Here is a 23,697-nt window from a genome sequence, read left to right on the forward strand (position 1 = left end):
ACAATCGCCTAGAGCATCACCATGACCGTGTGCGCGAGCAGGACGATCAGTCCCGCCCGCTGCACGGCGGCGGCCGGCCAGATCAGCATGGGGACGATGCAGGCGAAACGGACGCCCTGATAGATCAGCATCGTCGGGATAACCGGGGCGATCGGCTCATTCAGCTTCAGAATATAGACGATATTGACGATGGTGCTGGCGAGCACCGGAATCAGCAGGGCGCCGACGATCACCCTGCGGTGCTGGGCGTAATAGGTCTCCAGCGAGGCGACTTCATCATAGCGGGGCCGGATGACCTGGCTGATGACGATGTACGGCAGGGCCATCGCCAGACAGATGAAAAGCTCCACGGCCCCCAGCCTCACGCCGGCCTGGGCGCGGAACAGGGACAGCCACTGCTGGCAGGCCGCTATCAGCACGAGGGCGCCCAGAAGAGGGACCGTCCAGCCGATCATCACCCGGCCGCGCGCCTTGTACATTTCGGCGAAGGCCGTCGCGACGTTGGCGACCGCCAGCCCGAGCAGGAGGGCGTAGAAGGCGAAGAGCGCGTCGAATTCCTGCATGCCGTCCCCCGATCGTCGGGACGCATTAATAACCCTGTCTTGCGAGATCGAAAGCGCTTATTCGGCGCCGGCTGTCGCGAGCGCCGAAAGAGCCGGCTAGGCGATCTCCACCCGGTTACGGCCATTCTGCTTGGCGCGGTACAGGGCGTCGTCGGCCTCCTTGACCAAATAGTTCTCATCCGGATGGCCCCCGTGTTCGGCGGCGCCGATGGACACGGTGACGTGGAAGGGTTCCAGACCCGAGGCCGTAATGGCCTTGGTCGCCAGGGCCTGGCGCATCCGTTCGGCGATCGTCGCAGCCTGGCGCAGGCTGGTTTCGACCAGGACGATCAGGAACTCCTCGCCGCCATAGCGGAAGACGAAATCGCTGGGGCGCACGTTCTCGGTGACCGCCTCGGCCACCTGGCGCAGCACCTCGTCGCCGATGGGGTGGCCGTGGGTGTCGTTGATCCGCTTGAAGTGGTCCACGTCCAGCAGCAGCACGGACAGCGGCGTGTGGTTGGCGTTGGCGAAACCGATCTCTCGGCTCAGGATCGACGACAGGAAGCGCCGATTCAAGGCGCGCGTCAGCGGATCGCGTCCGCCTTCCATCCCCGCCAGCCCCTGGAACATCTCGTTCAGCAGGAAGGCGACCTCGTCCACCGCCGCCTCCAGCGCCTCCAGCGGCCCGGCCAGATCAGACGAAGCCGCGCCCGGCGTGAAGCGAGGCAGCAGTTCGGCGTCGATGCGCTCCATCGCCGCGTTCAGCCGCGTCAGGTGGGGCGAGCCGTCGAACAGGAAGTCGGCCCGATGGCGAATCCACAGGCCGAACGGCGAGGCGCTGAGCGCGCCCGCCCCCTCCACCCCGCCCGAGGCCAGGATGCGGAACAGGGTCTTCTGGCTCCATTCCATCAGGCCGGCGCGCTGGCTCTCGCGCTCGAAATGGATGTCCTGGTCCAGCGAGAACAGGCGATAGGCCTCGTCCAGCCGCGCGCGATTGCTGGCGCCCTTTTCATAGGACTGGCTCATCAGGCGCAGGGCGTGGTCGATGCGCTCGCCGGCCAGCCGCAACAGGTCGAAGGCGGCCGGGTCGCTGGCCAGGGCGTCGGCCAGCCGGCCCTTCAGCACCGCCGCCCCGGCCATGACCAGATGCATCGGATCTTGATGCGGGCGTGGACCTCGCCGATCTTCTGCTGGCGGGCCGCAAAGGCCGCCCCGGCCAGGTCGGCGCCGGGCGCGAAAAGATCCACCAGCCAGCGGCGCAGCGAGGGGCTCAGCCGCTCCTGGACCACGGAATGATGCAGGAAGGAGCGCGCCTCTTCATCGGCCAGGAGAGCATCGTAAAAGGCCGCCACCAGGGCGTCGGCATGATCTTCAACGCGTTGGCGCAAACGGCCCAGGGACGCGGCGTCGCCGGCGCGCGAAAGCACGCCGCCCTGAGGATCAGATGAAAGCTGCAAAACGACTGCTCGATACTAAAAAACGCGGCGCCCGATCGACCGAGGGCGGCCTTAACCCCAAGGGCCGACCGGCACAAGCGGCCCCTTCGGCCGCGTCAGCGCGAGTCGGGACGTCCGGCTTCGATGAAGGCGCGGATCGTCGGGAAGGCCGCCGTTCCGCGCTTGTCCTCGCACACGATCTCCTTGACGTAGGAGTCCAGAGAATTGCGCACGATCGGCTCGAAATCATAGCCGTCGTCGATCCGCTCCTGCTCGGCGCCGTCCGGACCGTAATACACCTCTTCGCCCGCCTTCGACTGGTTGGCGGCGCAGCGGAAGCTGACGGTCCCGATGCTGTGCGACAGATCCGTCGGCTCGCCCTTGGCGGGCACGCGCGCCAATCGGGCGCTGGTCACGCCGTCGGCCTGTGCGATCGATCGACATCCACCATGAAGGCGGTGGCCGAGCTTCGCGAAATGACGTTCCAGTTTTCAGCCAGAGCGGGCGATGCAGCCAAACCTGCAACGGCGGACAGGACGATGATGGATTTCTTCATGAGAACCTCCCCAGATCCAATGATTTCACTCCTGATCGTCGTAAAATTCAATCCATCACGCCAAGAGCCTCTCGCCGAGGTTTCGCCGCTATCTGACGGCAGGTTGACGCCATGAGCCGGTTTTCCGTTGTCCTGACCGCCCTTTTCCTGAGCCTGACGACCGCCGCGGCGCCCGCTGGGGCGCGCTCGCTCACTGTCTCGTCTGCGGCAAGCCCTGCCGCGTTTCAGTCCTCGCGCATCGTCGTAGAGACGCGCGGACAGGGGCCGGACGTGGTGCTGATCCCCGGCCTGGCCTCGACCTCGGCGGTCTGGAGCCGCACCGCCGACGCGCTGCAGGCCCGCTACCGGGTGCACCTGGTCACCGTGCGCGGCTTTGGCCCGCTGGCGGCGGCGGGCAACGCCGAGGGCCGCATCGGCGGGCCGTCGGCGGGGAAATCCTGCGCTACATCCATGAGGCGGGCCTGGATCGTCCCGCCCTGATCGGCCATTCGATGGGCGGGCAGATGGCCCTGCGCGTCGCGGCCGAGGGCGGCGGCCGCGTCGGCCGGGTCATGGTGGTGGACGCCTCGCCCTTCTTCCCGTCCCTGATCAGCCCCGGCTCGACGGTGGGCGATGTCGAACCTCTGGCGCGGCTGGCCTATCAAGGGCTGATGCTGCTGGGCGATCAGGTCCTGCGCACCCAGGCCGCCTCAATGGGGCTGGAGCTGGGCGGCGCGGCCGACAGCCTGTTCAACGGCCTGGGCTGGCAGGGCGGCGACCGGCGCGTCCTGGCTCAGGGCCTGTATGAGGTGATGACGGTGGATCTGCGCTCGCGCCTGCCGCTGATCCAGGCGCCGGTCACGGTCGTCTATGGCTGGAGCCCCGACGCCGACAGCCCGCGCAGCCACGTCGACGGCCTGTTCCGCGACGGCTACCGCTCCCTGCCCCGCCCGGCGACCTTCGAGCGGATCGAGGGCGCCGAGCACATGGTCATGATCGACCGACCGCGTCAGTTCCAGCAGGCCGTCGACCGCTTCCTGCGCTGAGGCTTCACGCCACGGCGTCCAGAACCTCCAGCACCGCCGGCCCGTAGCGGTCCAGCTTGCCTGCGCCGACGCCGGGGATGACGGCCAGCTGGTCCAGGCCGCGCGGCTCCTGCAGGGCGATCTCGACCAGGGTCTTGTCCTGGAAGATGACATAGGGCGGCACGCGCTGCTCGATGGCGCGGTCGCGGCGCCACGCGCGCAGGGCCTCGAAACGGGCGCGCACATCGGCGTCCAGCCCCTCGACCGCCAGATTGCGCCCGGCGTTGCGGCGCGGCTTGTCCAGCGCCACGGCCCGGATCGGCGCCTGCCGCACCCGCACCGGCCGCTCCCCGCGATAGACGGCCCGCACGGCCTGCGCCTCGCCCAGGCGGATGATCGGCTTGCCGTCGTTGGGGTCCTCGACCAGCAGGCCCTCGAACAAAAGATGGTCGATCACGTCGCGCCAGGCGGCCAGCGACAGGTCGGCGCCGATGCCCCAGGTCGACAGCCCGGCCTCCCACGGCTGGACGTCCTTGGTCTTGCCCAGCAGGTGATCGACCACGCGCGTCCGGCCGAAGCGTTCGCCCAGCCGCTGGACCGCCGCCAGCGCCTTCTGAGCGGGCACCACGGCGTCGAAGGTGGCGGGCGGGTCGCCGCAGATGTCGCAGACGCCGCACGGCTGGGCGTCCTGCTCGCCGAAATAGCGACGCACGGCCTGGGGCCGACAGGTCGCGCCGTCCAGCATGGCGAACAGTTGGCGCACCTTGCGGGTCTGGACCTGTTTGACCTCCTCGGCCATCGGCCGCCCCTCAAGGCGACGCAGGGACCAGGCGATGTCGGACGGGCCGTAAAGCGTGATGCCCTCGGCCGGTTCGCCGTCGCGCCCCGCGCGGCCGATCTCCTGCCAGTAGGCCTCCAAGGAACCGGGGGGATCGGCGTGGATGACGAAGCGCACGTCCGGCTTGTCCACCCCCATGCCGAAGGCGATGGTCGCGACCATGACGGCGCCGTCCTCGGCCAAGAAACGCTCCAGCCGCCGGTCGCGCTCGCGGGCGTCGAAACCGGCGTGATAGGCGATGGCGTTGCTTCCGGCGTCCCTCAGGGCGTCGGCCACCCGCTCGCAGCCGTCGCGGCTGCCGCAATAGACCACGCCCGACTTGCCCCGCCGTTCGCGCACCAGTTCGATGACGGCGGCGTCGGTGCGGGCGCGCGAGCCGTTGACCTTGCGTTCGGCCGACAGCTGAAGATTGGGCCGGGCGAAGCTGTCGACGAAAACCCGCGCCTCGCCCAGCCGCAGCGAGGCCAGGATGTCGTCGCGCGTGCGGGCGTCGGCGGTCGCCGTCACCGCGATCCGCGGCACGCCGGGGAATATCTCGGCCAGTCGGCCCAGGGTGCGGTAATCGGGCCGGAAGTCGTGGCCCCACTGGGACACGCAGTGCGCCTCGTCGATGGCGATCAGGCTGATCGGCAGTTCGGCCAATCGGTCCAGCATGGCGCCGGACGCCAGCCCTTCGGGCGAGACGTAGAGCAGGTCCAGCTCCCCGCCCGCGCCGCCCGCCACACGGCCGAGCGCTCGTCCATCGTCAGGCCTGAATCCAGACGCGCGGCGGCCACCCCCTGCTGTTTCAGCGCCTCGACCTGATCCGTCATCAGGGCGATCAGCGGCGAGACGACCAGACCCACGCCGGGCCGCAGGATGGCGGGCACCTGATAACAGACGCTCTTGCCGCCGCCGGTCGGCAGCACGGCCATCACGTCGCGTCCGGCCAGCACCTCCTGGATCACGCTGGCCTGCAGGCCCCGAAAATCCGCATGGCCCCAGACCCGCTCCAGCAGCGTCCGCGCCTCGTCCAGGGTCGGAAAGGCGGCGTCGGTCGGGCGAGGGTCGAACATGGCGGGGGTTGTGCCGTATTCGTTCCGAGGTGTCATCCCGTCATCGCCGCGCCGTCGGGATGCGCAGCCCCCGTTGTCACGAGGCCGCTTTCGGGCTTACCTCCGCGCAACAACGGAAAAAGAGCCCCGCATGACGGACACGCCCGCCGGAACCGGCAAACGCATTGAACTGACCATCCGCGCCCTGATCCTGGGCTGTCTGCTGGCGGCGGTCTTCACGGCGGCCAACACCTATCTGGGGCTGAAGGTCGGCCTGACCTTCGCCTCGGCCATTCCGGCGGCGGTCATTTCGATGGCCCTGCTGCGGGCGTTCCGCGGCTCGACCATCTGGGAGAACATGACCGTCCAGACCGTCGCCTCGGTCGGCGGCGCCATGAGCTCGATCATCTTCGTCCTGCCCGGCCTGGTCATGATCGGCTGGTGGATGGACTTCCCGTTCTGGGAATCGGTGATGATCTGCATCCTCGGCGGCGTGCTGGGGGTGACCTTCTCCATCCCGCTGCGCCGCACCCTGGTCGTTCAGGGCGGCCTGCCCTACCCCGAGGGCGTCGCCGCCGCCGAGGTGCTGAAGGTCGGCTCGCCCGGCGCTGAACAGACCGAAGAGGCCGTGCGCGAGAACCGTTCGGGCCTGTTCGTGGTCATCGGCGGGGCGATCGCCTCGGCCGTCTTCGGCTTCCTGGCCGCCGCACGGGTCTTCGCGGCCGAGACGGCCGCCTTCCTGCGCCTTCCGGCCGCCCTGGGCGGGGAGCCACCGGCGTCGGCTTCTCCATGCAGTTCGCCCTGCTGGGCGCCGGCCACCTGATCGGCCTGGCCGTCGGCCTGACGCAGCTGTTCGGCCTGGTTCTGGCCTGGCTGATCTTCGTGCCCATCCTGACCTCGCCCGAGTTCGCAGCCTGGGCCGCCGCCCACGGCCTGCCGTCGGTCGCCGCCTCGGTCCCGGCCGACGCCGGAGCGGAAGGCCTGGCCATGACCGTCTGGGCGCGCGAAGTCCGCTTCATCGGCGCCGGGGTCATCGGCGTGGCCGCCCTGTGGACCCTGGCCAAGCTGGCCAAGCCGCTGGTCGCGGGCCTGGCCTCGGCCGTCTCGGCCCAGTCGCGCCGCGCCCACGGCGAGACGCTGGAGCTGACCGAGCAGGACATCCCCATCAAGATCGTCGGCCTGCTGTCCGTCGCCGCCCTGGTCGGCATCGCCGTGCTGCTGGCGGTCGTGGCCCAGGGCACGTCTCTGGCCGGTTCGGCGCCGCTGCTGGTCATCGGCGGCCTGGTCTATGTCGTGGTCATCGGCTTCGCCGTGGCGGCCATCTGCGGCTATATGGCCGGGCTGATCGGCTCGTCGAACAGCCCGGTGTCGGGCGTCGGCATCCTGGCCATCATCATCGCGTCGCTGCTGATGCTGGGCGTGCTGGCCGTGGCGGGGGTGCCCGCTGATCCGTCCGTGATCGCCTTCGCCCTGATCGTCACCGCCATCGTCTTCGCCGTGGCCGTCATCGCCAACGACAACCTGCAGGACCTGAAGACCGGCCAACTGGTCGAGGCCACCCCTGGCGTCAGCAGACGGCCCTGCTGGTCGGCGTGGTGGCCGGCGCGCTGGTCATCCCCTTCGTGCTGGACATGATGAACCAGGCCTTCGGCTTCGAGGGCGGCCCGCCCGCCATCGTGCAAGGGTCGCAGACCCTGGCGGCGCCTCAGGCCACCCTGATTTCGGCCTTGGCCAAGGGCGTCATCTCGGGCGACCTGCGCTGGGACCTGATCGGCATCGGCGCCGTGGTCGGCGTTCTGGTCATCATCCTGGACGTGACCCTGCGCCGCGCCACCAAGGACCGGATCAAGCTGCCGCCGCTGGCTGCGGGCATCGGCGTCTATCTGCCCGCCGCCGTCACCACCATGCTGGTCATCGGCGCGGTCTGCGGCTGGCTGTACGACCGGGCGGTCAAGTCGACCCGCTACGCCGATGTGGCCCGCCGCATGGGCGTGCTGCTGGCGTCCGGCCTGATCGTGGGCGAGAGCCTGTTCGGCGTCTTCACCGCCGCCGTCATCGTCGGCACCAAGAAGGAGGCGCCCTTCGCCCTGCTGCCCGCCGACAGCGGCTGGCCCGCCATGTGGGCCGGGCTGATCGCCTTCGCAGGTCTGACCTACGCGCTGTACGCCTGGGTGCGCCGCCGCGCGGCTCAGGTCTAAGCCGAACTAGAGGGCGGCGGCGAACGCTTCCGCCGCCCGACTGGCGCCGCGCTCGCGGTGCCGCAGTCGATAGAAGGGCCGCTCGGGCAGGTCGAGCGGCAGACGGACCAGCCGCCCCGCTTCGATCAGGGGCCGGCCGGCCAGTTCCGAGATGGCGGTGACAAGCCCGCCCCCTGCGCCGCCGCCGGCCGCCACCGCCGTCAGGATGGCTTCATTGGACGGCAGCACCAGCGCCGTCTTCAGGTCGGACGCGGCCATACCGCGCGGCAGGGCCGCCTCGAACTCGCTGCGGGTGCCCGAGCCCGGCTCGCGCAGGGCCCAGTCCAGCGCTTTCAGGTCCGCCGCCGCCAGCGCCGCCTCGCGTCCGGCCAGCGGATTATCCGGCGCCGCCACCACGATCAGCCGGTCAGCGCCAATGCGGGTCCGCTCGAGACGCGGCGCATCCTCGGCGCCCTCGATCAAGCCCAGTTCCGCCTCGCCGCCCAGAACAGCCTCGACCACCCGATGGGTGTTGCCGATCGACAGATGCAGCTCCACGCCCGGATGGCTCTGGGCGAAGGCGGCCATGCGCGGCGGCAGCCAATAGGCGGCGATGGTCTGGCTGGCGAACAGCCGCACCGAGCCGCGCTTCATCCCCGCCAACTCATCCAACAGCCGCTCGGCCGCCTCGGCCCGCGCCAGCACCGCCTTAGCTTCCGGCAGAAACGCCGTCCCCGCCGCATTCAGCGCCAGCCCCCGCCCGACCCGGTCGAACAGCCGCGTCCCGTGCCGCGTCTCCAGCGCCTGAACCGCCGCGCTGACCGCCGACTGGGTCAGATGCAGCGCCTCGGCCGCCCGCGTCATGTGCAGGCGCTCGGCCACGGCGACGAAGATGCGGAGCTGTTCCAGCGTCATACGCGATTGATCAGATATATTGATCGTTAAGTCCAGAACTACGCGTTGGATCGATCATAAGACAGAGCCGATAAGGAGGGCATGACCGTCGCCCTCGACCCCGCCGCCGCCTCTCGCCGCCTGACCGGCCCGCTGCGCCTGCTGCCGGGCGTGGCCCTGTCCGCCGCCATCGGCGCCGTCGCCTTCGGCCTTCAGTTGTTCGAGGCGCGCCTGTTCGGGCAGGCGTGGATCGAGGGTCTGGTGCTCGCCATCCTGATCGGGGCGGCCCTGCGGCTGGTGTGGACGCCATCGTCGCTGTGGGCGCCCGGCGTCAGCTTCAGCGCCAAGACCCTGCTGGAGGTTGCGGTCGCGCTGCTGGGCGCCACCGTCTCCGGCGCGGCCGTCGCGGCGCTGGGGCCGTGGCTGCTGCTGGCCATCGTCGGCGTCGTCGCCCTGGCTATCCTTGGCGGCTACGCCCTGGGCCGAGCCTTCGGCCTGCCGCACGCCATGGCCCTGCTGGTCGCCTGCGGCAACGCCATCTGCGGCAACTCGGCCATCGCCGCCGTCGCCCCCGTCATCGAGGCCGAGGGACAGGATGTCGCCGCCGCCATCGGCTTCACCGCCGTTCTGGGCATCGCCGTGGTGCTGCTGGTCCCCGTGGTCGGCGCGCTGATGGGTTATGACGCCACGCGCGTCGGGGTGCTGGCGGGTCTGACCGTCTACGCCGTGCCGCAGGTGCTGGCCGCCGCCGCGCCCGCCGGCCTGGCCGCGGTCCAGACCGGCGCCGTGGTCAAGCTGGTGCGCGTGCTGATGCTGGGGCCGGTCTGTCTGGTGCTGGGCCTGATGCGGTCGAAACAGGCCGCAGGCGGGCGCGGGCCCAAGCTGCACCAGATGGCCCCTGGTTCATCCTGGTCTTCCTGGCCCTGATGGCCGCCCGCTCCCTGGGCTGGCTGCCCGCGGCGATCCTGCAGCCGCTGCAGGTCTCGGTCTCGGCCCTGACGCTGATCGCCATGGCCGCGCTGGGGCTGATGGTCGACCCGCGCGCCGTGGTCCGGGCCGGGCCGCGGGTGGCCGCCGTCGCCGCCCTGTCGGCCCTGCTGATCGGCCTGCTGGCGCTGGCGGTGATCGCCCTCATCCCGCTGGGTTGATCGGCTGAACGCGCACCGGACTGGCGTTTTGGCCCGCATCCCTGTAAGAGGCGCCCCGAACCCTTCCCTTTTCTGCAATCTTCTTGCAGCGGCGCGGCCTATCCGTGACCGAACACAGTCCGCCCGAGCCCGATATGAACCTTCGTAACGTCGCTATCATCGCCCACGTCGACCATGGCAAGACGACCATGGTGGACGCCCTGCTGGCCCAGTCGGGCCTGTTCCGCGCCAATGAGGCCACGACCGAGCGCGTCATGGACTCTGGCGATCAGGAGCGCGAGCGCGGCATCACCATCCTGGCCAAATGCACGTCGATCCAGTGGAACGGCAAGGCGGGCGAGACGCGCATCAACATCATCGACACCCCCGGCCACGCCGACTTCGGCGGCGAGGTCGAGCGCATCCTGGGCATGGTGGACGGCTGCGTCCTGCTGGTCGACGCCGAAGAGGGCGTCATGCCCCAGACCAAGTTCGTGCTGACCAAGGCGCTGAAGATGGGCCTGCGTCCCATCCTGTGCATCAACAAGGTCGACCGCGCCCACGCCGATCCGGACCGGGTGCTGAACGAGACCTTCGACCTGTTCGCCGCCCTGGGCGCCACGGACGAGCAGCTGGACTTCCCGGTCATCTACGCCTCGGGCCGTTCGGGCTGGGCGACGCTGGACCTGGCCCAGCCGAACGACAACCTGCACCCGCTGTACGACCTGATCGTCGACCACGTCCCGGCTCCCGAGGCCCAGGCCCGCGTCAACGAGCCGTTCAAGATCCTGAACGTCCTGATCGAAAGCGACCCCTTCCTGGGCCGCCTGCTGACCGGCCGCATCCACTCGGGCAAGGCGGTTCCCGGCATGGCCATCAAGGCCCTGTCGCGTGACGGCAAGACCATCGAACAGGGCCGCATCACCAAGGTGCTGGCCTTCCGCGGCCTGAAGCGCCAGCCGATCGACGAGGGCGTGGAGGCGGGCGACATCGTCGCCATCGCCGGCATGTCCAAGGCCACCGTCGCCGACACCCTGTGCGCGCTGGACGTCGACACCCCGCTGGACGCCCTGCCGATCGACCCGCCGACCATCTCGATGACCGTGGGCGTGAACGACAGCCCCTGGCCGGCCGCGAAGGCGACAAGGTGCAGTCGCGCGTCATCCGCGACCGCCTGCTGAAGGAAGCTGAGGCCAACGTCGCCATCCGCATCACCCAGACGCCGGACTCCGACGCCTATGAAGTCGCCGGCCGCGGCGAACTGCAGCTGGGCGTGCTGATCGAGAACATGCGCCGCGAAGGCTTCGAGCTGTCGATCAGCCGCCCGCGCGTGGTCTATCAGACCGGCGAGAACGGCGAGCGCATGGAGCCGATCGAAGACGTCGTCATCGACGTGGACGACGAGTTCTCGGGCGTGGTCATCGAGAAGCTGTCGGCCCGCAAGGCCGAGCTGACCGACATGGGGCCCTCGGGCCGGCAAGACCCGCATCCAGCTGAAGTGCCCGTCGCGCTCGCTGATCGGCTATCAGGGCGAGTTCCTGACCGACACGCGCGGCTCGGGCGTGCTGAACCGCGTCTTCTCCCACTATGAGCCGCACAAGGGCGCCATCGAAGGCCGCCTGAAGGGCGTGCTGGTGTCGAACTCGGACGGCGACACGGCGGCCTTCGCCCTGTGGAACCTGGAAGACCGCGGCGTCATGTTCGTCGGCGCCGGCGAGAAGACCTATCAGGGCATGATCATCGGCGAGAACAGCCGCTCCGACGACCTGGACGTCAACCCGATCAAGGGCAAGCAGCTGACCAACGTCCGCGCCTCGGGCAAGGACGAGGCCGTGCGCCTGACCCCGCCGCGCAAGATGAGCCTGGAGCAGGCCATCGCCTATATCGAGGAAGACGAACTGGTCGAGGTCACGCCCAAGTCGATCCGCCTGCGCAAGGAGGTCCTGAACCCCTCCTTCCGCAAGAAGCGCGTCCGCGCCGACTGATCTGCGCCGACATTGTCGAAATGAGAAAGGCGGCTCGCAAGGGCCGCCTTTTTTAGTTTGGGCCTATCGCCCTGCGAGCCACCCCTGCGGGGCGTCCGGGATGACGGAGGCGCTACCGCTTCAGCCCCAACAGCCCCCGCCAGCCGCCGCTGGTCAGCAGGGCCACGTCCAACAGGGCCAGAGGCAAGGGCGTGCTGGGCGGCGCGGCGATGAACACCGGCCGCCAGACGGGGTCGAACTTGGCCTTGTAGGCGCGCAGGCCCTGAAAGCCGTAGACGGCCCCGCCCTCCTCGAACACCAGGGCGCCGACGCGGGCGAAGACGGGGGCCGTCCGCCGATCCTCAAGGCCCGACAGGGGGGCCATGCCCAGATCCAGCCGCGCCACCCCCTGATCGCGCGCCCACTGCGCGGTGCGCGTGAACAGATAGTCCATCACCCCGTTCGGCCCGTCGGGATCATAGCGCATCAGATCGATCATCACCTCGCCGCCGCCCGCCCCGCGCAACAGATTGGCGAAGGCGACGATGCGGCCGTTTTCGCGCACCAGGGCCAGGGGCTGGCGGTCCAGATAGTCGATATCGAACCGGCCGAGCGAAAAGGTTTTTTCCGAGCCGTTGTGATGCCTCAGCCAGGCGTCCGACACGGCGCGCAGTTCGGGCTCCAGCGCGCGCGCCGCGCCGGGCGGGACCACTTCGAAACCGGCGCCGTCGCGTTCGGCGCGGTTGACGGCGGTGCGCAGGTTCTGCTTGCCCTTGCCCTCGGTCGTGAAGCGGGCGGTGTCGATCACGGCGGCCTCGCCCACCTTGCGGACCGCCAGCCCCAGGGTCGCGAGGTCCGCCAGCAGCCCCTCGCCGACCGAATAGAAGACCGCCGCGCCGCCGTAGCTGTCGGCCAGCTGGGCGAAGGCCCACAGCAGTTCCAGCCGTTCCGCCGCCAGGCCCGCCGGCTCGCCCATGGCGATCCAGCGGCGGCCCCGCACGCGATAGGCGATGAAGCTGCGGCCGGACGGACTGAACAGCAGAGCCTTGTCGCCCAACAGGGCCAGTTCCGCCTCGGGAGCGGCCGCCTCGGCGCTCTCCAACGCCTGCCGGGCGCGTTCGATCTCTTCCGGGGCGGCGGGGCCGTGGGTGCGGGCGCCCGGCGCCGTCGTCAGCGAGCGTATGGCCACCGCCAGGGTCAGCAGCGCCAGCACCGCCCCGGCGCGCAGGAAGCCCGACGCCTGCTTGTCGACCAGGAAGGTCCACCACAGCTCGTCCGTATAGGCGGTGTCGCGATAGGCGAAGAAGCCCAGCCAAATCATGGCCGCCACCGCCGCCGCCAGCATCAGCAGCCACCCCGGCCGCAGCGGCTCGCCCAGGCGCGACCGGCGGTTGAAGGCCGCCCGGCACGGCGTCAACAGGGCCGCCGCCAACGTGAGTTCGATCGCCTGGAGCCAGTCCAGTCCTCTCAGCAGCGAGAAGACCGCCCCGACCAGAAGGAACGCCAGCGCCGCGTAATAGGCGCCGCGCCGCCGTCGCCACAGCCCCGCCGAGATCAGCAGCAGGACGAAGCCCGTCACGCTGGCGGCGAAGTGCGACAGGTCGATCAGCAGCGGCGGATAGAACCGCCCCAGCGCGCTGAGTTTTTCGTTGAAGGCGGGGGTCACCGCGGTCAGCAGCATCACCGCCCCCAGCAGGAAGGTGGCCGCCGCGAAGATTTGCGGGGTCAGCTCATAGGCCAACCCGGCCAGGCGCCGCATTATGCGCAAGGGGTCGTGTTTTGCGCTGGACTTGGTCAACCGCCCTCCATCGAGCAAGAATCGGCCGTTTGCGGCCGGTAAAAGGTCATTTCAGGGCAGGCGAAACCATCCTGGATCACGCGGGTTCATTTTTTCGCGAGCGCCGAGCTCGCCATTCCAGGAGTTTCTCATGATCCGCAAGACCGCCCTGCTGACCGGCATCGCCGGCGCCCTGTTCATCGCCGCCCCGTCTTTCGCCCAGGACGCCACGACGCCGCAGACGCCCGAGCCGGCTCCCGCTGAGGCGGCCGCGGCTCAACCCCAGAGCCTGACCCTGACCCCGGGCTCCACCGTCAAGAGCGGCGACGGCTCCGAGATCGGCAAGCTGGTCGGCGTTCAGAACGGCGCCAACGGCCAGGAACTGACGGTCCGCACCGCCGACGGCCAGGTCCGCCCGGTGCCGCTGGCCGGCATCCGCCAGGACGGCGTTGACATCGTTGTCGACGCCAGCGCTTCGGATGTCCAGTCGGCCGCGCCGATTGCTTCGGATACGGCCGAGCCGACGCCGGACGCCACGCCGGACGCCGCCCCGGCTGATGCGCAAACTGGCGACGAGCCGACCGGCGATCAGCCGACTGGCGATGAGCCGACCGACAGTCCTGACTAAGCGTCTGTTGCACGACAAGAGGGCGGCCCGTCGGGCCGCCCTCAGTTCGTGATGGTGCGACCGGCGGTTAGGCCCGTCGCTTCACCAGACCCAGCAGGAACAACAGCACCACGGCGCCGATCGTGGCGACCAAGATGCCGACGATCCAATTGCCGGCCGCGTCCACGCCCAAGAGATTATTGGCCAGGAACCCGCCGATCAGCGCGCCGACCACGCCGACGATCAGATTGGTCAGCAGGCCGTGTTCCCGCTTCATGATCTTCTCCGCCAGCCATCCGGCGACGATGCCGATGATGATCCAGGCGATGAATCCAAATCCACCCATGTTTCTTCCTTCCTGAAAAGGCTGTCTGCCTTGGCCGTTAATGCGCGTACGCCGCGGCGGTTGCCTCATGTCGTGCGCCTTCCCCGCTGAGGGGAAGTCGGCACGCCCTTTGCGAGACCTCCTCGCCACGTGCCGAACCGGCACAACATCTAAAGATGGGGAGAAGGTCATGGCCGCCGAGATCGATCTGCACCTGGGTCGTCGCCTGCGCCGACGCCGCCGTCTTCTGGGCCTGACGCAGCAACAGTTGGGCGATCGGGTGGGCGTCCGTTTCCAGCAGATCCAGAAATATGAATGCGGCGCCAACCGCCTGTCCGCCGCCCGCCTGTGGGAATTGGCCGAAGCGCTGGAAACCCCCGTCACCTATTTCTACGACGGCCTGTCCGCCGAGCCCGCCGCTCTGCCGACCTCGACCCTGCACCCGACTCTCAACGCCGCCTGACGCTCGCCCCCAGCGTGGCGCCCCGAGCCTCGCCCCGCGTCCCAGGACCGTGTATCGGGGCCCTATGACCGAGCTGGAATCCTTCGCCGTCGAGCTGTCGCGTGAGGCTGCGCGCGTCGCCCTGCCCTTCTTCCGGGGCGCCTTCGCTCAGGAAGACAAGGGCGTCCCCGGCGCCTTCGACCCCGTGACCGAAGCCGATCGCGCCGCCGAGGCCGCCATCCGCCGCCTGATCGCCGCCCGCTATCCCGACCACGGCGTCATCGGCGAGGAGTACGGCGAGGATCGGGCCGACGCCGAACACGTCTGGGTGCTGGACCCGATCGACGGCACCCGCGCCTTCATCGCCGGCCTGCCGTTGTGGACCACCCTGATCGCCCTGCGTCAGGACGGCGCCCCGGTCATCGGCGCCGTCGGCCAGCCCTATCTGGGCGAAGTTTTCCTCGGCGGCCCGTCCGGCGCGCGCCTGCTGAAGGGCGCCAGCGAGACCCCGCTCAGGACCCGCGCCTGCGCGCGCCTGGATCAGGCGCTGATCGCCACCACCGACCCCGAAATCTTCACCGGCGCCGACCGGGCCGCCTGGGACCGGCTGCGCGCCTCGGCTCGCCTGGCCCGCCTGGGCTGCGACGGCTACGCCTACGCCATGGTTGCGGCGGGAAACATCGACCTGGTGGCCGAGAGCGAGCTTCAGGTCTGGGACTGGTCGGCGCTCAAACCGCTGGTCGAGGCGGCGGGCGGCCGGTTCACCGACTGGCGCGGCCGGCCCCCGCATCAGGCCGACGGCCGCGTGCTGGCGGTCGGCGACGCGCGTTTGACCGATCAGGCCCTGCCCCTGCTGGCCCCAGCCTGACCGATCAGGCGGGTTCGGCCGTCCGCGCGCCCGCAGAGGTCGAGGCCGCTTGCGGCCCCGGCGCCACATAGTCGGCCAGGGCGTCGAACTCGTGCAGGAAGACCCCGCGCAGCTCGTCGACCTCCATGATCACCTCATGCTTGGCCGTGGGCACCTCGACGTAACGGCCGCGCCCCAGCCGCCGGGCCGCCCAGCGATTGGTCTGCTTCCACACCTTGTCGTCCTCGGCCGCCTGAACCACGCACACCGGGATCTTCACGCCTTTCAGCGCTCTGGGCTTCAACACCCGCTCGCCGGCGTCCAGGGCGAAGGCCAGCCAGCCCCAGGTCGGCCCGCCCAGCGCCAGGTGCGGACAGGCGTAAAGCTGCTGTCGCCACAGATCATAGCGCGCCCGGTCCGAGGTCAGGGCGTCGTTGTCAAACGTGTGGTCGAAGGGATCGTCGGGGTCGTCCAGCACATAGTCGCCCGCCTTGCCGTTGCGCAGCGCCCAGCGCACCGCCAGCTTGACCGTCCACATCGACCGCTTGCCGGTCTTGATCCGCAACATGGGGCTGGACAGCAGGGCGCCGCCGAACCGGCTCTCGCCCGTCTCCAGCGTCAACAGGTTCAGACACCCGCCCATCGAATGGCCGACCATGATCCAGGGCTTGGGCGCGCGCGCCTCATAGGCGTCCAGCAGGCGGGCGTAGTCGTCCAGGAACTCCTCGACCGCCCGGGCGTGGCCGCGCAGCCGATCCGGCAACAGCCGCGCTGACAGCCCTTGCCCGCGCCAGTCGTGGGCCAGGACGCAGAAGCCGCGCGCCAGGAAGTTGCCGATCAACTCGAAGTATTTCTCGATCGGCTCGGTGCGGCCGGGGCTCAGCACCACCGTCCCGCGCGGCGTCTTGGCCTGCAGGCTCGACGGCGTCCAGAAGGCGGCGCGCAGACGCAGCCCTCCGGCGCCCCGGAACCAGTCGCCCTCTCCCCCGGCGGACAGGCGGCGCCCGGCACGCCCATCAACGGCGCATGGGCGGCGAAGGCGGCGGGGCGGCTCACTCGGGCTTCCTGAACTTCAGGGTCATACGGTCGCTTTCGCCGATGGCGTCGTACTTGGTGCGGTCGAACTCAGGGTCGGCGGGCTGGCCCAGCGGGGCCGTCAGGCGGCGCGGCGGCAGGGTCTCGACCCCGAATGGATGGTCCTTGGTGTCGGCCGGGTTGGCGTTGATCTCGGACGCCTCGACAAAGACGAAGCCCGCCTCTTCGGCTAGCTGGCGGACGAAGGCTTCCTGCACATAGCCGTTGGCGGCGGCCGGGTCCTGATCCTCGTCCGGCTGGAGCCGGTGCTGCTCCACGCCCAGGATCCCGCCCGGCCGCAGAGCCGTGAAGGCGTCGGCGAAGGCCTTTTCAGCGATCCCCGCCGCCATCCAGGCGTGAACATAGCGCATGAACAGCACCATGTCGGCCGTGCCCGCCGGAGCCACCGGGTCCGAGCCTGGCCCGAAGGCGGTGAACTGCACCGGCCCGTACAGCTTCTTGGATCCCAGGATACGGGCCTTCAGCGCATTGTTGATCGCCACCTGGGCCGGGTCGGCGTTCGGCCCCTCGACAAAGCCCGCCAGATACAGCGTCCCGCCGCCCCGGTTCAGATAGGGGGCCAGGATCTCGGCGTACCAGCCGCTGCCGGGCCAGAAGTCCACGACCGTCATCTTCGGCTGCAGGCCGAAGAAGCGCAGCGTCTCGATCGGGTGGCGCCAGACGTCGCGCGCCTTGTCGTCCGCCGTGCGCCACGAACCGGCGACCGCCCATTCCAGCGAGCCTTCGGGCGGGCCCTTGGGCGCCTCGGGCGCGGCGGGCGTCGGCGCCTCCTCCTTGCGGCCGCAGCCGGCCAGGCCGAACAGGGGCGCGACCAGGGCCAGGCCGCTGGCGCCGGCCAGGACGGATCGCCGCGTCGATCGGTCTGTCATGCGCGCTTCCTCTTGCCGCCAGATGTCTTCGCTTGGGGCTTAAGGCGCTTCTGCGCCAGGGTCAAAATCACGCACTGCATTGTCATCAAGAGGCTTCAGTCGGCCGCATAGGGCTTGCGGAAGCGCAGGGTCATGCGGTCGCTCTCGCCGATGGCGTCCAGCGCCGCGCGCTCGTCGGGCGTCAGCGTCCGGCCGTCGCGCTCCGAGGTGCGCGTCGGCTTCAGGCTCCACACGCCGAAGGGGTGGTCCCGGTCGTCCTTCGGGTTGGCGTTCAGCTCGCTGCGCGCCTCCAGTTCGAAACCGGCGCGGCGGGCGGCGTGGATGACCCAGCTCTCGGGCACATAGCCGCTGGGCGCCGTATCGGCGACGTTGAGCCCCTCGACCGCGCGGTGCTGCTCCACCGCCAGCACGCCGCCGGGCTTCAGCGCCTTGAAGAAGGCGGCCAGATAGGGCTCGGCCCGGCCGTCGCGCGACCAGTTGTGGAAGGCGCGGGCCACCACGACCATGTCGGCGGTTCCATCGGCGACGCCCATCCCCTCGGTCGGCCGGTTGACCGGGACGTAGCGCCCGCCGGTGGCCGCCGCATAGGGCTCCAGGATATTGCGCCACCACCCGGCGCGGCCCGGCTCGATCTCCACGACGGTCAGGCCCGGCTGCAGTCCCCAGAAGGTCAGGGTTTCGAACGGATGGCGCTCGCCGTCGCGCGCCCGGTCTGCTTCCGGGCGGCTGGTCGAGGCCACGGCCGCCTGAAGCGCGGCGTCCTCGCTGAGGGTCGGCATCTCCATCGACAGGCCCTCGCGTCGCGGCAGGGGCGCGGCGTCGGACGGCGCGGCTTGCGCCAGCGCGGGGACGGGGGAGCCGAGGACGGCCCCGGCGAGGGCGATGAAGGCGAAGGTTCGCATGGAGGCTCCGGTCGCTTCGGAAGGATGAAGGTAAAATCCTTACGGCGCTTCGCGGCCGCCGCAAGGCGTCGATGCGGCGGAGCGGCGATTTCGCGCGGCCCCTTGCGCCCGAAAAACGGCCTCCTACCTCTTCGTCCGAGAGCGCCGATCCTCGGGCTCTCCAGTCCTGACGGGGCCGAATGCGGACCGCCGGGGCTGAAACCCTCCGTCGTCCGGGGCCAAACCGCCGGGCGGCTCAACCTTGCTGAATGTCAGAAGGATGACCCATGCGTACCTATGATTTCTCGCCGCTGTACCGTTCCGCCGTCGGCTTCGACCGTCTGGTTCGCCAGTTGGAAAGCGCAGCGCGCTCCGGCCCGGAAAACGGCTGGCCTCCCTACAACATCGAAACGACCGGCGAGGACGCCTATCGCATCGAGATCGCCGTCGCCGGTTTCTCGGCCGATGAGCTGAACATCGAGGCCAAGGAAAACCTGCTGACCGTCACCGGCAAGAAGGCCGCCAACGACAGCGACGGCGCCCAGCGGACCTTCCTGCATCGCGGCCTGGCGGAGCGCGATTTCGAGCGCCGCTTCCAGTTGGCCGACTATGTGGTGGTCAAGGGCGCGGCCCTGGCCCACGGCCTGCTGACCATCGAGCCTCAAGCGCGAACTGCCGGAGGCTCTCAAGCCCCGCAGCATCGAGATCGCCACCGGCTCGACCCTGATCGAAGGCAAGGCCGAGGACACGGCCGATAAGGCGGCCAATAAGGCGGCCTGAGCCGTCTGGCCCTGACAGACTCATTCAAGGGGCGGCGTTCGCGTCGCCCCTTTTTCGTGGGAGCGGATGCTAACCTGCGTTCAGGTCGGACAGGTCCAGCCCGCGCGCGCCGCCGGTCTGGGTGCCGGTGAAGTCGGCCTGTCGGGTCTGGGCGCCGTGCAGGATGGCGCGACTGAGGTCCGCCTCGCTCAGCACCGCCCGGCGCATGTCCGCGCCCGTCAGGTCCGCGCCGCGCAGATTCGCCCCGCTCAGGTCGGCGGGCATCAGCCGATCCGCCGTCAGCATCAACGGCCCCAGTTGCGCCTCGCGCAGGTCCGCTCCGTTCAGCCGCGCCCGCGTCAACCGCGCGCCGCGTAGGTCCGCCCGACGCAGATTGGCCGAGCGCAGGTCGGCGCCCTCCAGTTGCGCCCCCTGAAGCTGCACCCCCTCCATGTCCAGGCCGTAGAAGACCGCCCCTTGGCCGACAGGGCCGTCAGGTTCAGCCCCCGAATGCTCTCCAGCGGCCGAAGATCGACGCCGTCGAACACCGAAGGCTGGCCCTCGGCCCCGCCCGTCTCGCACCACTGGGCGTGTTCGCGCAGCATTTCGGCCGCAGGCATCTGACTAACCGGTTCGCCCGCCGGGCGGTTGTCGATCAGGGCGCCGTCCATATTGGCCCCGTCGGTCCGCCACATGGCCGCCTTGACCCCCACCAGAATGGCGTCGGTGAGGTCCGCGCCCGATAGGTCGGCCCCCGACAGGTCCGCCCCGGCCAGATCGGCGCCGCGAAAGCTGGCCTGTTTCAGGTTGGCCCGGACCAGCTTGCAGTCTTTCATGATGGCGTCGGTGAAGTCGGCGGCCACGGCGATGACGCCGGTCATGCGCGACCGCTGCAGATTGGCGCCGGCCAGCACGGCGCCCTGCGCCTCGGTGTCGGTCCGCTTGCGCGCCTCGACCACGCGAAAACCAAGCTTGGCGTCCTTGGCGGCGATGGTCCCTTCGCGCAGGTCGGCCTCGAACAGGTCCGCGCCCGACAGGTCCGCGCCGCGCAGGCAGGCCCCGCGCAGATCGGCCCGGCGCAGGCTGGCGTCGACCAGGGTCGCATCCTGCATGTCGGCGCCGAAGAAGTTGGCGTTGTCCAGCTTGGCCCCGGTCAGGTCGCAGCCGATCAGGCAAGCGGCGGTGAAGTCGGCGTCGGCCAGATTGCGCCCGCGCAGGGACACGCCCGACAGGTCCATCCAGGCGAACACCGCCCGCGCCCCGCCCGGCCGCGCCTGCCACAGCCGGTCGTGCTTCAGGCAGACGGCGTCGGCCTCTTCCTGAGTCAGTTTCCTGCGGACGGGTTCGACGGCCTCGCTCATGGGGCCGTTTATGGCTTACGCCGGATTAAGGAAGCTTTGCGGAAACAAGGGTTTTTCCGTGGCCTCCGCCCCGCCGCTGGCCGCCCTACTCCGTCAGCAGGCCCTGTTCGCGCAGGGCTGCGGCCAGGTCGCCCTCTTGGGTCCAAAGACGGGTGTAGCCCGCCTCGCCCAACCGGTTCAGCTCGGTCGTCAGATCGGCGCGTGCGGAGGCGGCGAACCGCCCGTCAAAGCCCGCGCCGTCCAGGCTGACGCGGACCATAGGCCGGCCCGTCTCGAGCCGGTGCAAGAAGCCTTCGCACAGGACGGCGGCCTCATCCGACAACAGCCCGGTCTCGACCGTCAGGCCCGACTGGCGCAGCCGCTCCGTCCCCCGCCCCGAGGCGAAAGGCGACGGGTCCAGCGCCGCGATCACCACTCGCTCGACCCCGGCCTCTGCCAGGAAGTGGGCGCAGGATTTGCGGCCCGACGAGCGGGCGCCGCACGGCTCCAGCGTCACATAGGCGGTCGCGCCCTTCACGGCCTCGCCCGCCTCGGGCACGGCCTGTTCCTCGGCGTGCGGACGCCCGCCCGGCGCGGTCGCCGCCTCGGCCAGCACGACCCCGTCCTTGACCAGGACGCAGCCGACGGCCGGATTGGGCCAGGTCTCGCCCATGCGGCTCAGGGCCAGGTCGATGGCCCGCCGCATGAAGACGGCGTCGTCCGCCGCCCCGCTCACGCGATCACTCTCGCAATTGGGGCAGGGCCTGCGCCCGCCCCTCGTCCAGATAGCGGGCGGCGACCGGCTTCAGGTCCGCGTCCAGATCGATCTCCAGCGGGTTGCCGGTCGGGATCTCGACGTCGACGATCCTGTCGTCCGGCACGGCGAACAGCAGTTTGACGATGGCGCGCAGGGAGTTGCCATGGGCGGCGATCAACACGTCCTCGCCCGCCTTCAGCCGCGGCGCGATCTCGGCGTCCCAATAGGGCTGCACCCGGTCCAGCGTGGTCTTCAGGCTCTCGGTGTCCGGGATTTCATTGCCGACGTAGCGGGGGTCGGCGTCGAAATCGAACTCGCCGCCCGGCGCCAGCGGCGGCGGCGGCACGTCATAGCTGCGGCGCCAGACCTTGACCTGATCCTCGCCGTGCTTGGCCGCCGTTTCGGCCTTGTCCAGCCCGGTCAGGCCGCCGTAGTGGCGCTCGTTCAGGCGCCAGTCCTCGATCACCGGGACATCCTTCAGACCCGCCGAATCCAGCGCCAGGGCGCCGGTGCGCTTGGCCCGCTTCAGCACCGAGGTGAACATCACGGCAGGCTTGAAGCCTGCCTGCGCGATCAGCTCGCCGCCGCGCCGGGCCTGGGCCTCGCCCTCGGCCGTCAGGTCGACGTCGACCCATCCGGTGAAGCGGTTCTCCAGGTTCCATTGGCTCTGGCCATGGCGCAGCAGGATCAGGCGGGTCATGAAGGTCTCCGGGAGCATCCGTATCTTGAGGTTCTCGCTAGGCCCCCGACGCGGGCGCGGTCAAGGTTTCGCCGCACATCGGCGAATAAGCGCCCCGCAAGCGCAGCCCTAACAAGGGTCGCGCGTTGTGGCCTCTCGAGCGGGGGAGGCTATAGGCCAAGGCAGAATAGCAGCCCCCGCTCCCCCGGGACCATCTAGGAAGACTTATGCAAAAGCCCCGTCAGGACATCCGCCCCAACACTGCGGAATATGAAACCCTGCCTCTGGTCAAGCCGACCGGCTTTCGCGAATACGACGCCCGCTGGATCCTGGAAAAAGAGATCAACCTGCTGGGCATTCAGGCCCTGGGCCTGGGCCTGGCCACCTATGTCCACGAGATCGGCCAGACGCCGAAGATCGCCGTCGGCCAAGACTTCCGCGGCTATTCCCTGTCGGTGAAGCAGGCGCTGATCCTGGGCCTACTCGAAGGCGGCATGGAGGTGCTGGACATCGGCCTGGCCCTGTCGCCGATGGCCTATTACGCCCAGTTCGCGCTGGACTGCCCCTGCGTCGCCATGGTCACCGCCAGCCACAATGAGAACGGCTGGACCGGCGTGAAGATGGGCGCCCAGGCGCCGCTGACCTTCGGCCCCGACGAGATGGGCCGCCTGAAGGAGATCGTCCTCAACGGCCAGGGCGTCGCCCGTCCCGGCGGCCGGCTGGAGCGCGTCGAGGGCTTCCGCGAGACCTACATCAAGGACGTGGCGTCCAAGGTGAAGCTGTCCCGCCCGCTCAAGGTCGTGGCCGCCTGCGGCAACGGCACCGCCGGCGCCTTCGCCCCCGAGGTGCTGCGCCTGATGGGCGCCGAGGTGATCGAGATGGACACCGACCTCGACTACACCTTCCCCAAATACAATCCGAACCCGGAAGATCACGCCATGCTGATGCAGATGGCGGCCAAGGTGAGAGAGACGGGCGCCGATCTCGCGCTCGGCTTCGACGGCGACGGCGACCGCTGCGGCGTGGTCGACGACACGGGCGAGGAGATCTTCGCCGACAAGATCGGCCTGATGCTGGCCCGCGACCTGTCGGCCATCCACCCGAACGCGACCTTCGTCGTCGATGTGAAGTCGACCGGCCTGTACAAGACCGACGAGGTGCTCAAGGCCAACGGCGCGACCACCGTCTACTGGAAGACCGGCCACTCCTACATCAAGCGCAAGACTGCTGAACTGGGCGCTCTGGCCGGGTTCGAGAAGTCGGGCCACTTCTTCCTGTCGGGGGATCTGGGCCACGGCTATGACGACGGCCTGGTGGCGGCGGGCGCCGTTCTGGCCATGCTGGACCGCAATCCCGGCAAGAGCCTCAGCGAACTGAAGACCGCCCTGCCCGACGCCTGGACTTCGCTGACCATGTCGCCGCACTGCGACGACGAGCTGAAGTATGACGTGCTGGCCAAGATCGTGAAGGAGTACGAGGACCTGGCGGCCTCCGGCGGCGAAATTCTCGGCCGCAAGATCGTCGAAGCCATCACCGTCAACGGCGTACGCGTCCACCTCGAGGACGGCTCCTGGGTGCTGGTGCGCGCCTCGTCCAACAAGCCCGAACTGGTCGTCGTGGTCGAGAGCATGCGCTCCGCCGACGACATGCGCGACCTGTTCCGCAAGGAGATCAAGCCGCGCCTGGCCGCCCACCCCGAAATCGGCGCCTTCAACCAGGAAATCTGAGCGATCCGCCAAAGGCC

The 23,697-nt window shown here is 69.6% G+C and carries 21 protein-coding genes and 6 pseudogenes; 13 read left to right on the forward strand and 14 right to left on the reverse strand.

Features of this window, described 5'->3' with window-relative positions:
• Positions 1 to 8 precede the first annotated feature (8 nt).
• The 4 genes from V8F63_RS03760 to V8F63_RS03775 all read right to left on the reverse strand — a co-directional run bounded on the left by V8F63_RS03760 (position 9) and on the right by V8F63_RS03775 (position 2,397).
• Positions 9 to 563 carry a hypothetical protein gene (locus V8F63_RS03760; protein ID WP_392354558.1) on the reverse strand — a complete coding sequence of 185 codons (555 nt, stop codon included), beginning with the start codon at positions 561 to 563 and terminating at the stop codon, positions 9 to 11.
• A 96-nt stretch (positions 564 to 659) separates the two neighbouring features.
• Positions 660 to 1,697 carry a GGDEF domain-containing protein gene (locus V8F63_RS03765; RefSeq protein WP_392354559.1) on the reverse strand — a complete coding sequence of 346 codons (1,038 nt, stop codon included), beginning with the start codon at positions 1,695 to 1,697 and terminating at the stop codon, positions 660 to 662.
• Entirely contained in the window at positions 1,664 to 1,972 is a 309-nt protein-coding gene (locus tag V8F63_RS03770; RefSeq protein ID WP_392354560.1) for a protoglobin domain-containing protein, read from the reverse strand. The genes V8F63_RS03765 and V8F63_RS03770 overlap by 34 nt, the downstream gene beginning before the upstream one ends.
• Before the next feature lie 125 nt (positions 1,973 to 2,097).
• Positions 2,098 to 2,397, reverse strand: a complete 300-nt coding sequence (locus tag V8F63_RS03775; RefSeq protein WP_392354561.1) for a hypothetical protein — start codon at positions 2,395 to 2,397, stop codon at positions 2,098 to 2,100.
• 33 nt (positions 2,398 to 2,430) lie between these two features.
• On the opposite strand from V8F63_RS03775, the gene V8F63_RS03780 reads away from it, so the two are divergent.
• Genes V8F63_RS03780 through V8F63_RS03790 form a run of 3 tightly spaced genes read left to right on the forward strand, consistent with a single transcriptional unit; the run spans position 2,431 to position 3,562 of the window.
• Positions 2,431 to 2,652 carry a hypothetical protein gene (locus V8F63_RS03780; protein WP_392354562.1) on the forward strand — a complete coding sequence of 74 codons (222 nt, stop codon included), beginning with the start codon at positions 2,431 to 2,433 and terminating at the stop codon, positions 2,650 to 2,652.
• The gene (locus V8F63_RS03785) at positions 2,649 to 3,017 is read left to right on the forward strand and encodes a hypothetical protein (RefSeq protein WP_392354563.1); all 369 of its coding nucleotides are present in this window, start codon (positions 2,649 to 2,651) and stop codon (positions 3,015 to 3,017) included. The genes V8F63_RS03780 and V8F63_RS03785 overlap by 4 nt, the downstream gene beginning before the upstream one ends.
• Complete coding sequence (locus V8F63_RS03790) at positions 3,017 to 3,562, forward strand: alpha/beta hydrolase (RefSeq protein ID WP_392355024.1); 546 nt, start codon at positions 3,017 to 3,019, stop codon at positions 3,560 to 3,562. Before V8F63_RS03785 ends, V8F63_RS03790 begins: the two co-directional genes overlap by 1 nt.
• A 4-nt stretch (positions 3,563 to 3,566) precedes the next feature.
• Here the strand turns inward: V8F63_RS03790 and recQ are convergent.
• Positions 3,567 to 5,434 (reverse strand): annotated as a pseudogene (gene recQ, locus V8F63_RS03795) (DNA helicase RecQ).
• Between the two features lie 130 nt (positions 5,435 to 5,564).
• Between recQ and V8F63_RS03800 the strand changes: the two are divergent.
• Positions 5,565 to 6,236, forward strand: coding sequence for an oligopeptide transporter, OPT family (locus V8F63_RS03800; RefSeq protein ID WP_392354564.1), 672 nt, complete (start codon positions 5,565 to 5,567; stop codon positions 6,234 to 6,236).
• Positions 6,203 to 7,611, forward strand: a pseudogene (locus tag V8F63_RS03805) (oligopeptide transporter, OPT family). Before V8F63_RS03800 ends, V8F63_RS03805 begins: the two are co-directional and overlap by 34 nt.
• A gap of 6 nt (positions 7,612 to 7,617) precedes the next feature.
• Here V8F63_RS03805 and V8F63_RS03810 read toward each other — a convergent pair.
• Entirely contained in the window at positions 7,618 to 8,505 is an 888-nt protein-coding gene (locus tag V8F63_RS03810) for a LysR substrate-binding domain-containing protein (protein WP_392354565.1), read from the reverse strand.
• Between the two features lie 81 nt (positions 8,506 to 8,586).
• On the opposite strand from V8F63_RS03810, the gene V8F63_RS03815 reads away from it, so the two are divergent.
• The 3 genes and pseudogenes from V8F63_RS03815 (at position 8,587) to typA (ending at position 11,596) form a co-directional block, all read left to right on the forward strand.
• Positions 8,587 to 9,411, forward strand: a complete 825-nt coding sequence (locus V8F63_RS03815; protein ID WP_392354566.1) for a putative sulfate exporter family transporter — start codon at positions 8,587 to 8,589, stop codon at positions 9,409 to 9,411.
• A complete protein-coding gene (locus tag V8F63_RS03820) occupies positions 9,411 to 9,632 on the forward strand; it encodes a putative sulfate exporter family transporter (RefSeq protein ID WP_392354567.1) in 222 nt (73 codons plus the stop codon). The genes V8F63_RS03815 and V8F63_RS03820 overlap by 1 nt, the downstream gene beginning before the upstream one ends.
• 134 nt (positions 9,633 to 9,766) lie before the next feature.
• A pseudogene (gene typA / locus V8F63_RS03825) lies at positions 9,767 to 11,596 on the forward strand (translational GTPase TypA).
• 112 nt (positions 11,597 to 11,708) lie between these two features.
• Here the strand turns inward: typA and V8F63_RS03830 are convergent.
• A complete protein-coding gene (locus V8F63_RS03830; RefSeq protein ID WP_392354568.1) occupies positions 11,709 to 13,373 on the reverse strand; it encodes a GNAT family N-acetyltransferase in 1,665 nt (554 codons plus the stop codon).
• Positions 13,374 to 13,503: 130 nt separating this feature from the next.
• On the opposite strand from V8F63_RS03830, the gene V8F63_RS03835 reads away from it, so the two are divergent.
• Positions 13,504 to 13,980 (forward strand): superoxide dismutase, encoded by a 477-nt coding sequence (locus tag V8F63_RS03835; RefSeq protein ID WP_303682866.1) that lies wholly within the window; start codon positions 13,504 to 13,506, stop codon positions 13,978 to 13,980.
• Between the two features lie 67 nt (positions 13,981 to 14,047).
• Here the strand turns inward: V8F63_RS03835 and V8F63_RS03840 are convergent, their stop codons facing one another.
• A complete protein-coding gene (locus V8F63_RS03840; RefSeq protein WP_025977992.1) occupies positions 14,048 to 14,305 on the reverse strand; it encodes a GlsB/YeaQ/YmgE family stress response membrane protein in 258 nt (85 codons plus the stop codon).
• 169 nt (positions 14,306 to 14,474) lie between these two features.
• Here V8F63_RS03840 and V8F63_RS03845 point away from each other — a divergent pair.
• Together V8F63_RS03845 and hisN are read left to right on the forward strand one after the other, a co-directional pair.
• Positions 14,475 to 14,690: pseudogene (locus tag V8F63_RS03845) on the forward strand (helix-turn-helix transcriptional regulator); the annotation flags it as partial.
• 121 nt (positions 14,691 to 14,811) lie between these two features.
• The gene (hisN, locus tag V8F63_RS03850) at positions 14,812 to 15,594 is read left to right on the forward strand and encodes a histidinol-phosphatase (protein ID WP_392354569.1); all 783 of its coding nucleotides are present in this window, start codon (positions 14,812 to 14,814) and stop codon (positions 15,592 to 15,594) included.
• 4 nt (positions 15,595 to 15,598) lie between these two features.
• On the opposite strand, the gene V8F63_RS03855 is transcribed toward hisN, so the two are convergent.
• From V8F63_RS03855 to V8F63_RS03865, 3 genes are all read right to left on the reverse strand, one after another.
• Complete coding sequence (locus V8F63_RS03855) at positions 15,599 to 16,462, reverse strand: alpha/beta hydrolase (protein ID WP_392354570.1); 864 nt, start codon at positions 16,460 to 16,462, stop codon at positions 15,599 to 15,601.
• A 163-nt stretch (positions 16,463 to 16,625) separates the two neighbouring features.
• The gene (locus tag V8F63_RS03860) at positions 16,626 to 17,537 is read right to left on the reverse strand and encodes a class I SAM-dependent methyltransferase (RefSeq protein ID WP_303683862.1); all 912 of its coding nucleotides are present in this window, start codon (positions 17,535 to 17,537) and stop codon (positions 16,626 to 16,628) included.
• Positions 17,538 to 17,632: 95 nt separating this feature from the next.
• Positions 17,633 to 18,439, reverse strand: coding sequence for a class I SAM-dependent methyltransferase (locus V8F63_RS03865; RefSeq protein WP_134581838.1), 807 nt, complete (start codon positions 18,437 to 18,439; stop codon positions 17,633 to 17,635).
• Positions 18,440 to 18,705: 266 nt separating this feature from the next.
• Here V8F63_RS03865 and V8F63_RS03870 point away from each other — a divergent pair.
• A pseudogene (locus V8F63_RS03870) lies at positions 18,706 to 19,198 on the forward strand (Hsp20 family protein).
• Between the two features lie 69 nt (positions 19,199 to 19,267).
• Here V8F63_RS03870 and V8F63_RS03875 read toward each other — a convergent pair.
• The 3 genes and pseudogenes from V8F63_RS03875 to gpmA all read right to left on the reverse strand — a co-directional run bounded on the left by V8F63_RS03875 (position 19,268) and on the right by gpmA (position 21,974).
• Positions 19,268 to 20,538 (reverse strand): annotated as a pseudogene (locus tag V8F63_RS03875) (pentapeptide repeat-containing protein).
• 85 nt (positions 20,539 to 20,623) lie between these two features.
• Positions 20,624 to 21,253, reverse strand: coding sequence for a bifunctional diaminohydroxyphosphoribosylaminopyrimidine deaminase/5-amino-6-(5-phosphoribosylamino)uracil reductase RibD (ribD, locus tag V8F63_RS03880; protein ID WP_025977984.1), 630 nt, complete (start codon positions 21,251 to 21,253; stop codon positions 20,624 to 20,626).
• 4 nt (positions 21,254 to 21,257) lie between these two features.
• The gene (gene gpmA, locus V8F63_RS03885; protein WP_392354571.1) at positions 21,258 to 21,974 is read right to left on the reverse strand and encodes a 2,3-diphosphoglycerate-dependent phosphoglycerate mutase; all 717 of its coding nucleotides are present in this window, start codon (positions 21,972 to 21,974) and stop codon (positions 21,258 to 21,260) included.
• 206 nt (positions 21,975 to 22,180) lie between these two features.
• Here gpmA and V8F63_RS03890 point away from each other — a divergent pair, with 206 nt between their 5' ends.
• Positions 22,181 to 23,680 carry a phosphomannomutase/phosphoglucomutase gene (locus V8F63_RS03890; protein ID WP_392354572.1) on the forward strand — a complete coding sequence of 500 codons (1,500 nt, stop codon included), beginning with the start codon at positions 22,181 to 22,183 and terminating at the stop codon, positions 23,678 to 23,680.
• Positions 23,681 to 23,697 lie beyond the last annotated feature (17 nt).

This window comes from Brevundimonas sp. LF-1 (assembly GCF_037055305.1).
GTDB lineage: Bacteria > Pseudomonadota > Alphaproteobacteria > Caulobacterales > Caulobacteraceae > Brevundimonas > Brevundimonas sanguinis.

Excerpts from the sequence above, each read along its gene's own strand:
- V8F63_RS03760 (WP_392354558.1), bottom strand. The coding sequence starts at position 563 with ATGCAGGAATTCGACGCGCTCTTCGCCTTCTACGCCCTCCTGCTCGGG.
- V8F63_RS03765 (WP_392354559.1), bottom strand. The coding sequence starts at position 1,697 with ATGCATCTGGTCATGGCCGGGGCGGCGGTGCTGAAGGGCCGGCTGGCC.
- V8F63_RS03780 (WP_392354562.1), top strand. The coding sequence starts at position 2,431 with ATGAAGGCGGTGGCCGAGCTTCGCGAAATGACGTTCCAGTTTTCAGCC.
- V8F63_RS03785 (WP_392354563.1), top strand. The coding sequence starts at position 2,649 with ATGAGCCGGTTTTCCGTTGTCCTGACCGCCCTTTTCCTGAGCCTGACG.
- V8F63_RS03800 (WP_392354564.1), top strand. The coding sequence starts at position 5,565 with ATGACGGACACGCCCGCCGGAACCGGCAAACGCATTGAACTGACCATC.
- V8F63_RS03810 (WP_392354565.1), bottom strand. The coding sequence starts at position 8,505 with ATGACGCTGGAACAGCTCCGCATCTTCGTCGCCGTGGCCGAGCGCCTG.
- V8F63_RS03815 (WP_392354566.1), top strand. The coding sequence starts at position 8,587 with ATGACCGTCGCCCTCGACCCCGCCGCCGCCTCTCGCCGCCTGACCGGC.
- V8F63_RS03820 (WP_392354567.1), top strand. The coding sequence starts at position 9,411 with ATGGCCGCCCGCTCCCTGGGCTGGCTGCCCGCGGCGATCCTGCAGCCG.
- V8F63_RS03835 (WP_303682866.1), top strand. The coding sequence starts at position 13,504 with ATGATCCGCAAGACCGCCCTGCTGACCGGCATCGCCGGCGCCCTGTTC.
- V8F63_RS03840 (WP_025977992.1), bottom strand. The coding sequence starts at position 14,305 with ATGGGTGGATTTGGATTCATCGCCTGGATCATCATCGGCATCGTCGCC.
- hisN (WP_392354569.1), top strand. The coding sequence starts at position 14,812 with ATGACCGAGCTGGAATCCTTCGCCGTCGAGCTGTCGCGTGAGGCTGCG.
- V8F63_RS03860 (WP_303683862.1), bottom strand. The coding sequence starts at position 17,537 with ATGACAGACCGATCGACGCGGCGATCCGTCCTGGCCGGCGCCAGCGGC.
- V8F63_RS03865 (WP_134581838.1), bottom strand. The coding sequence starts at position 18,439 with ATGCGAACCTTCGCCTTCATCGCCCTCGCCGGGGCCGTCCTCGGCTCC.
- gpmA (WP_392354571.1), bottom strand. The coding sequence starts at position 21,974 with ATGACCCGCCTGATCCTGCTGCGCCATGGCCAGAGCCAATGGAACCTG.
- V8F63_RS03890 (WP_392354572.1), top strand. The coding sequence starts at position 22,181 with ATGCAAAAGCCCCGTCAGGACATCCGCCCCAACACTGCGGAATATGAA.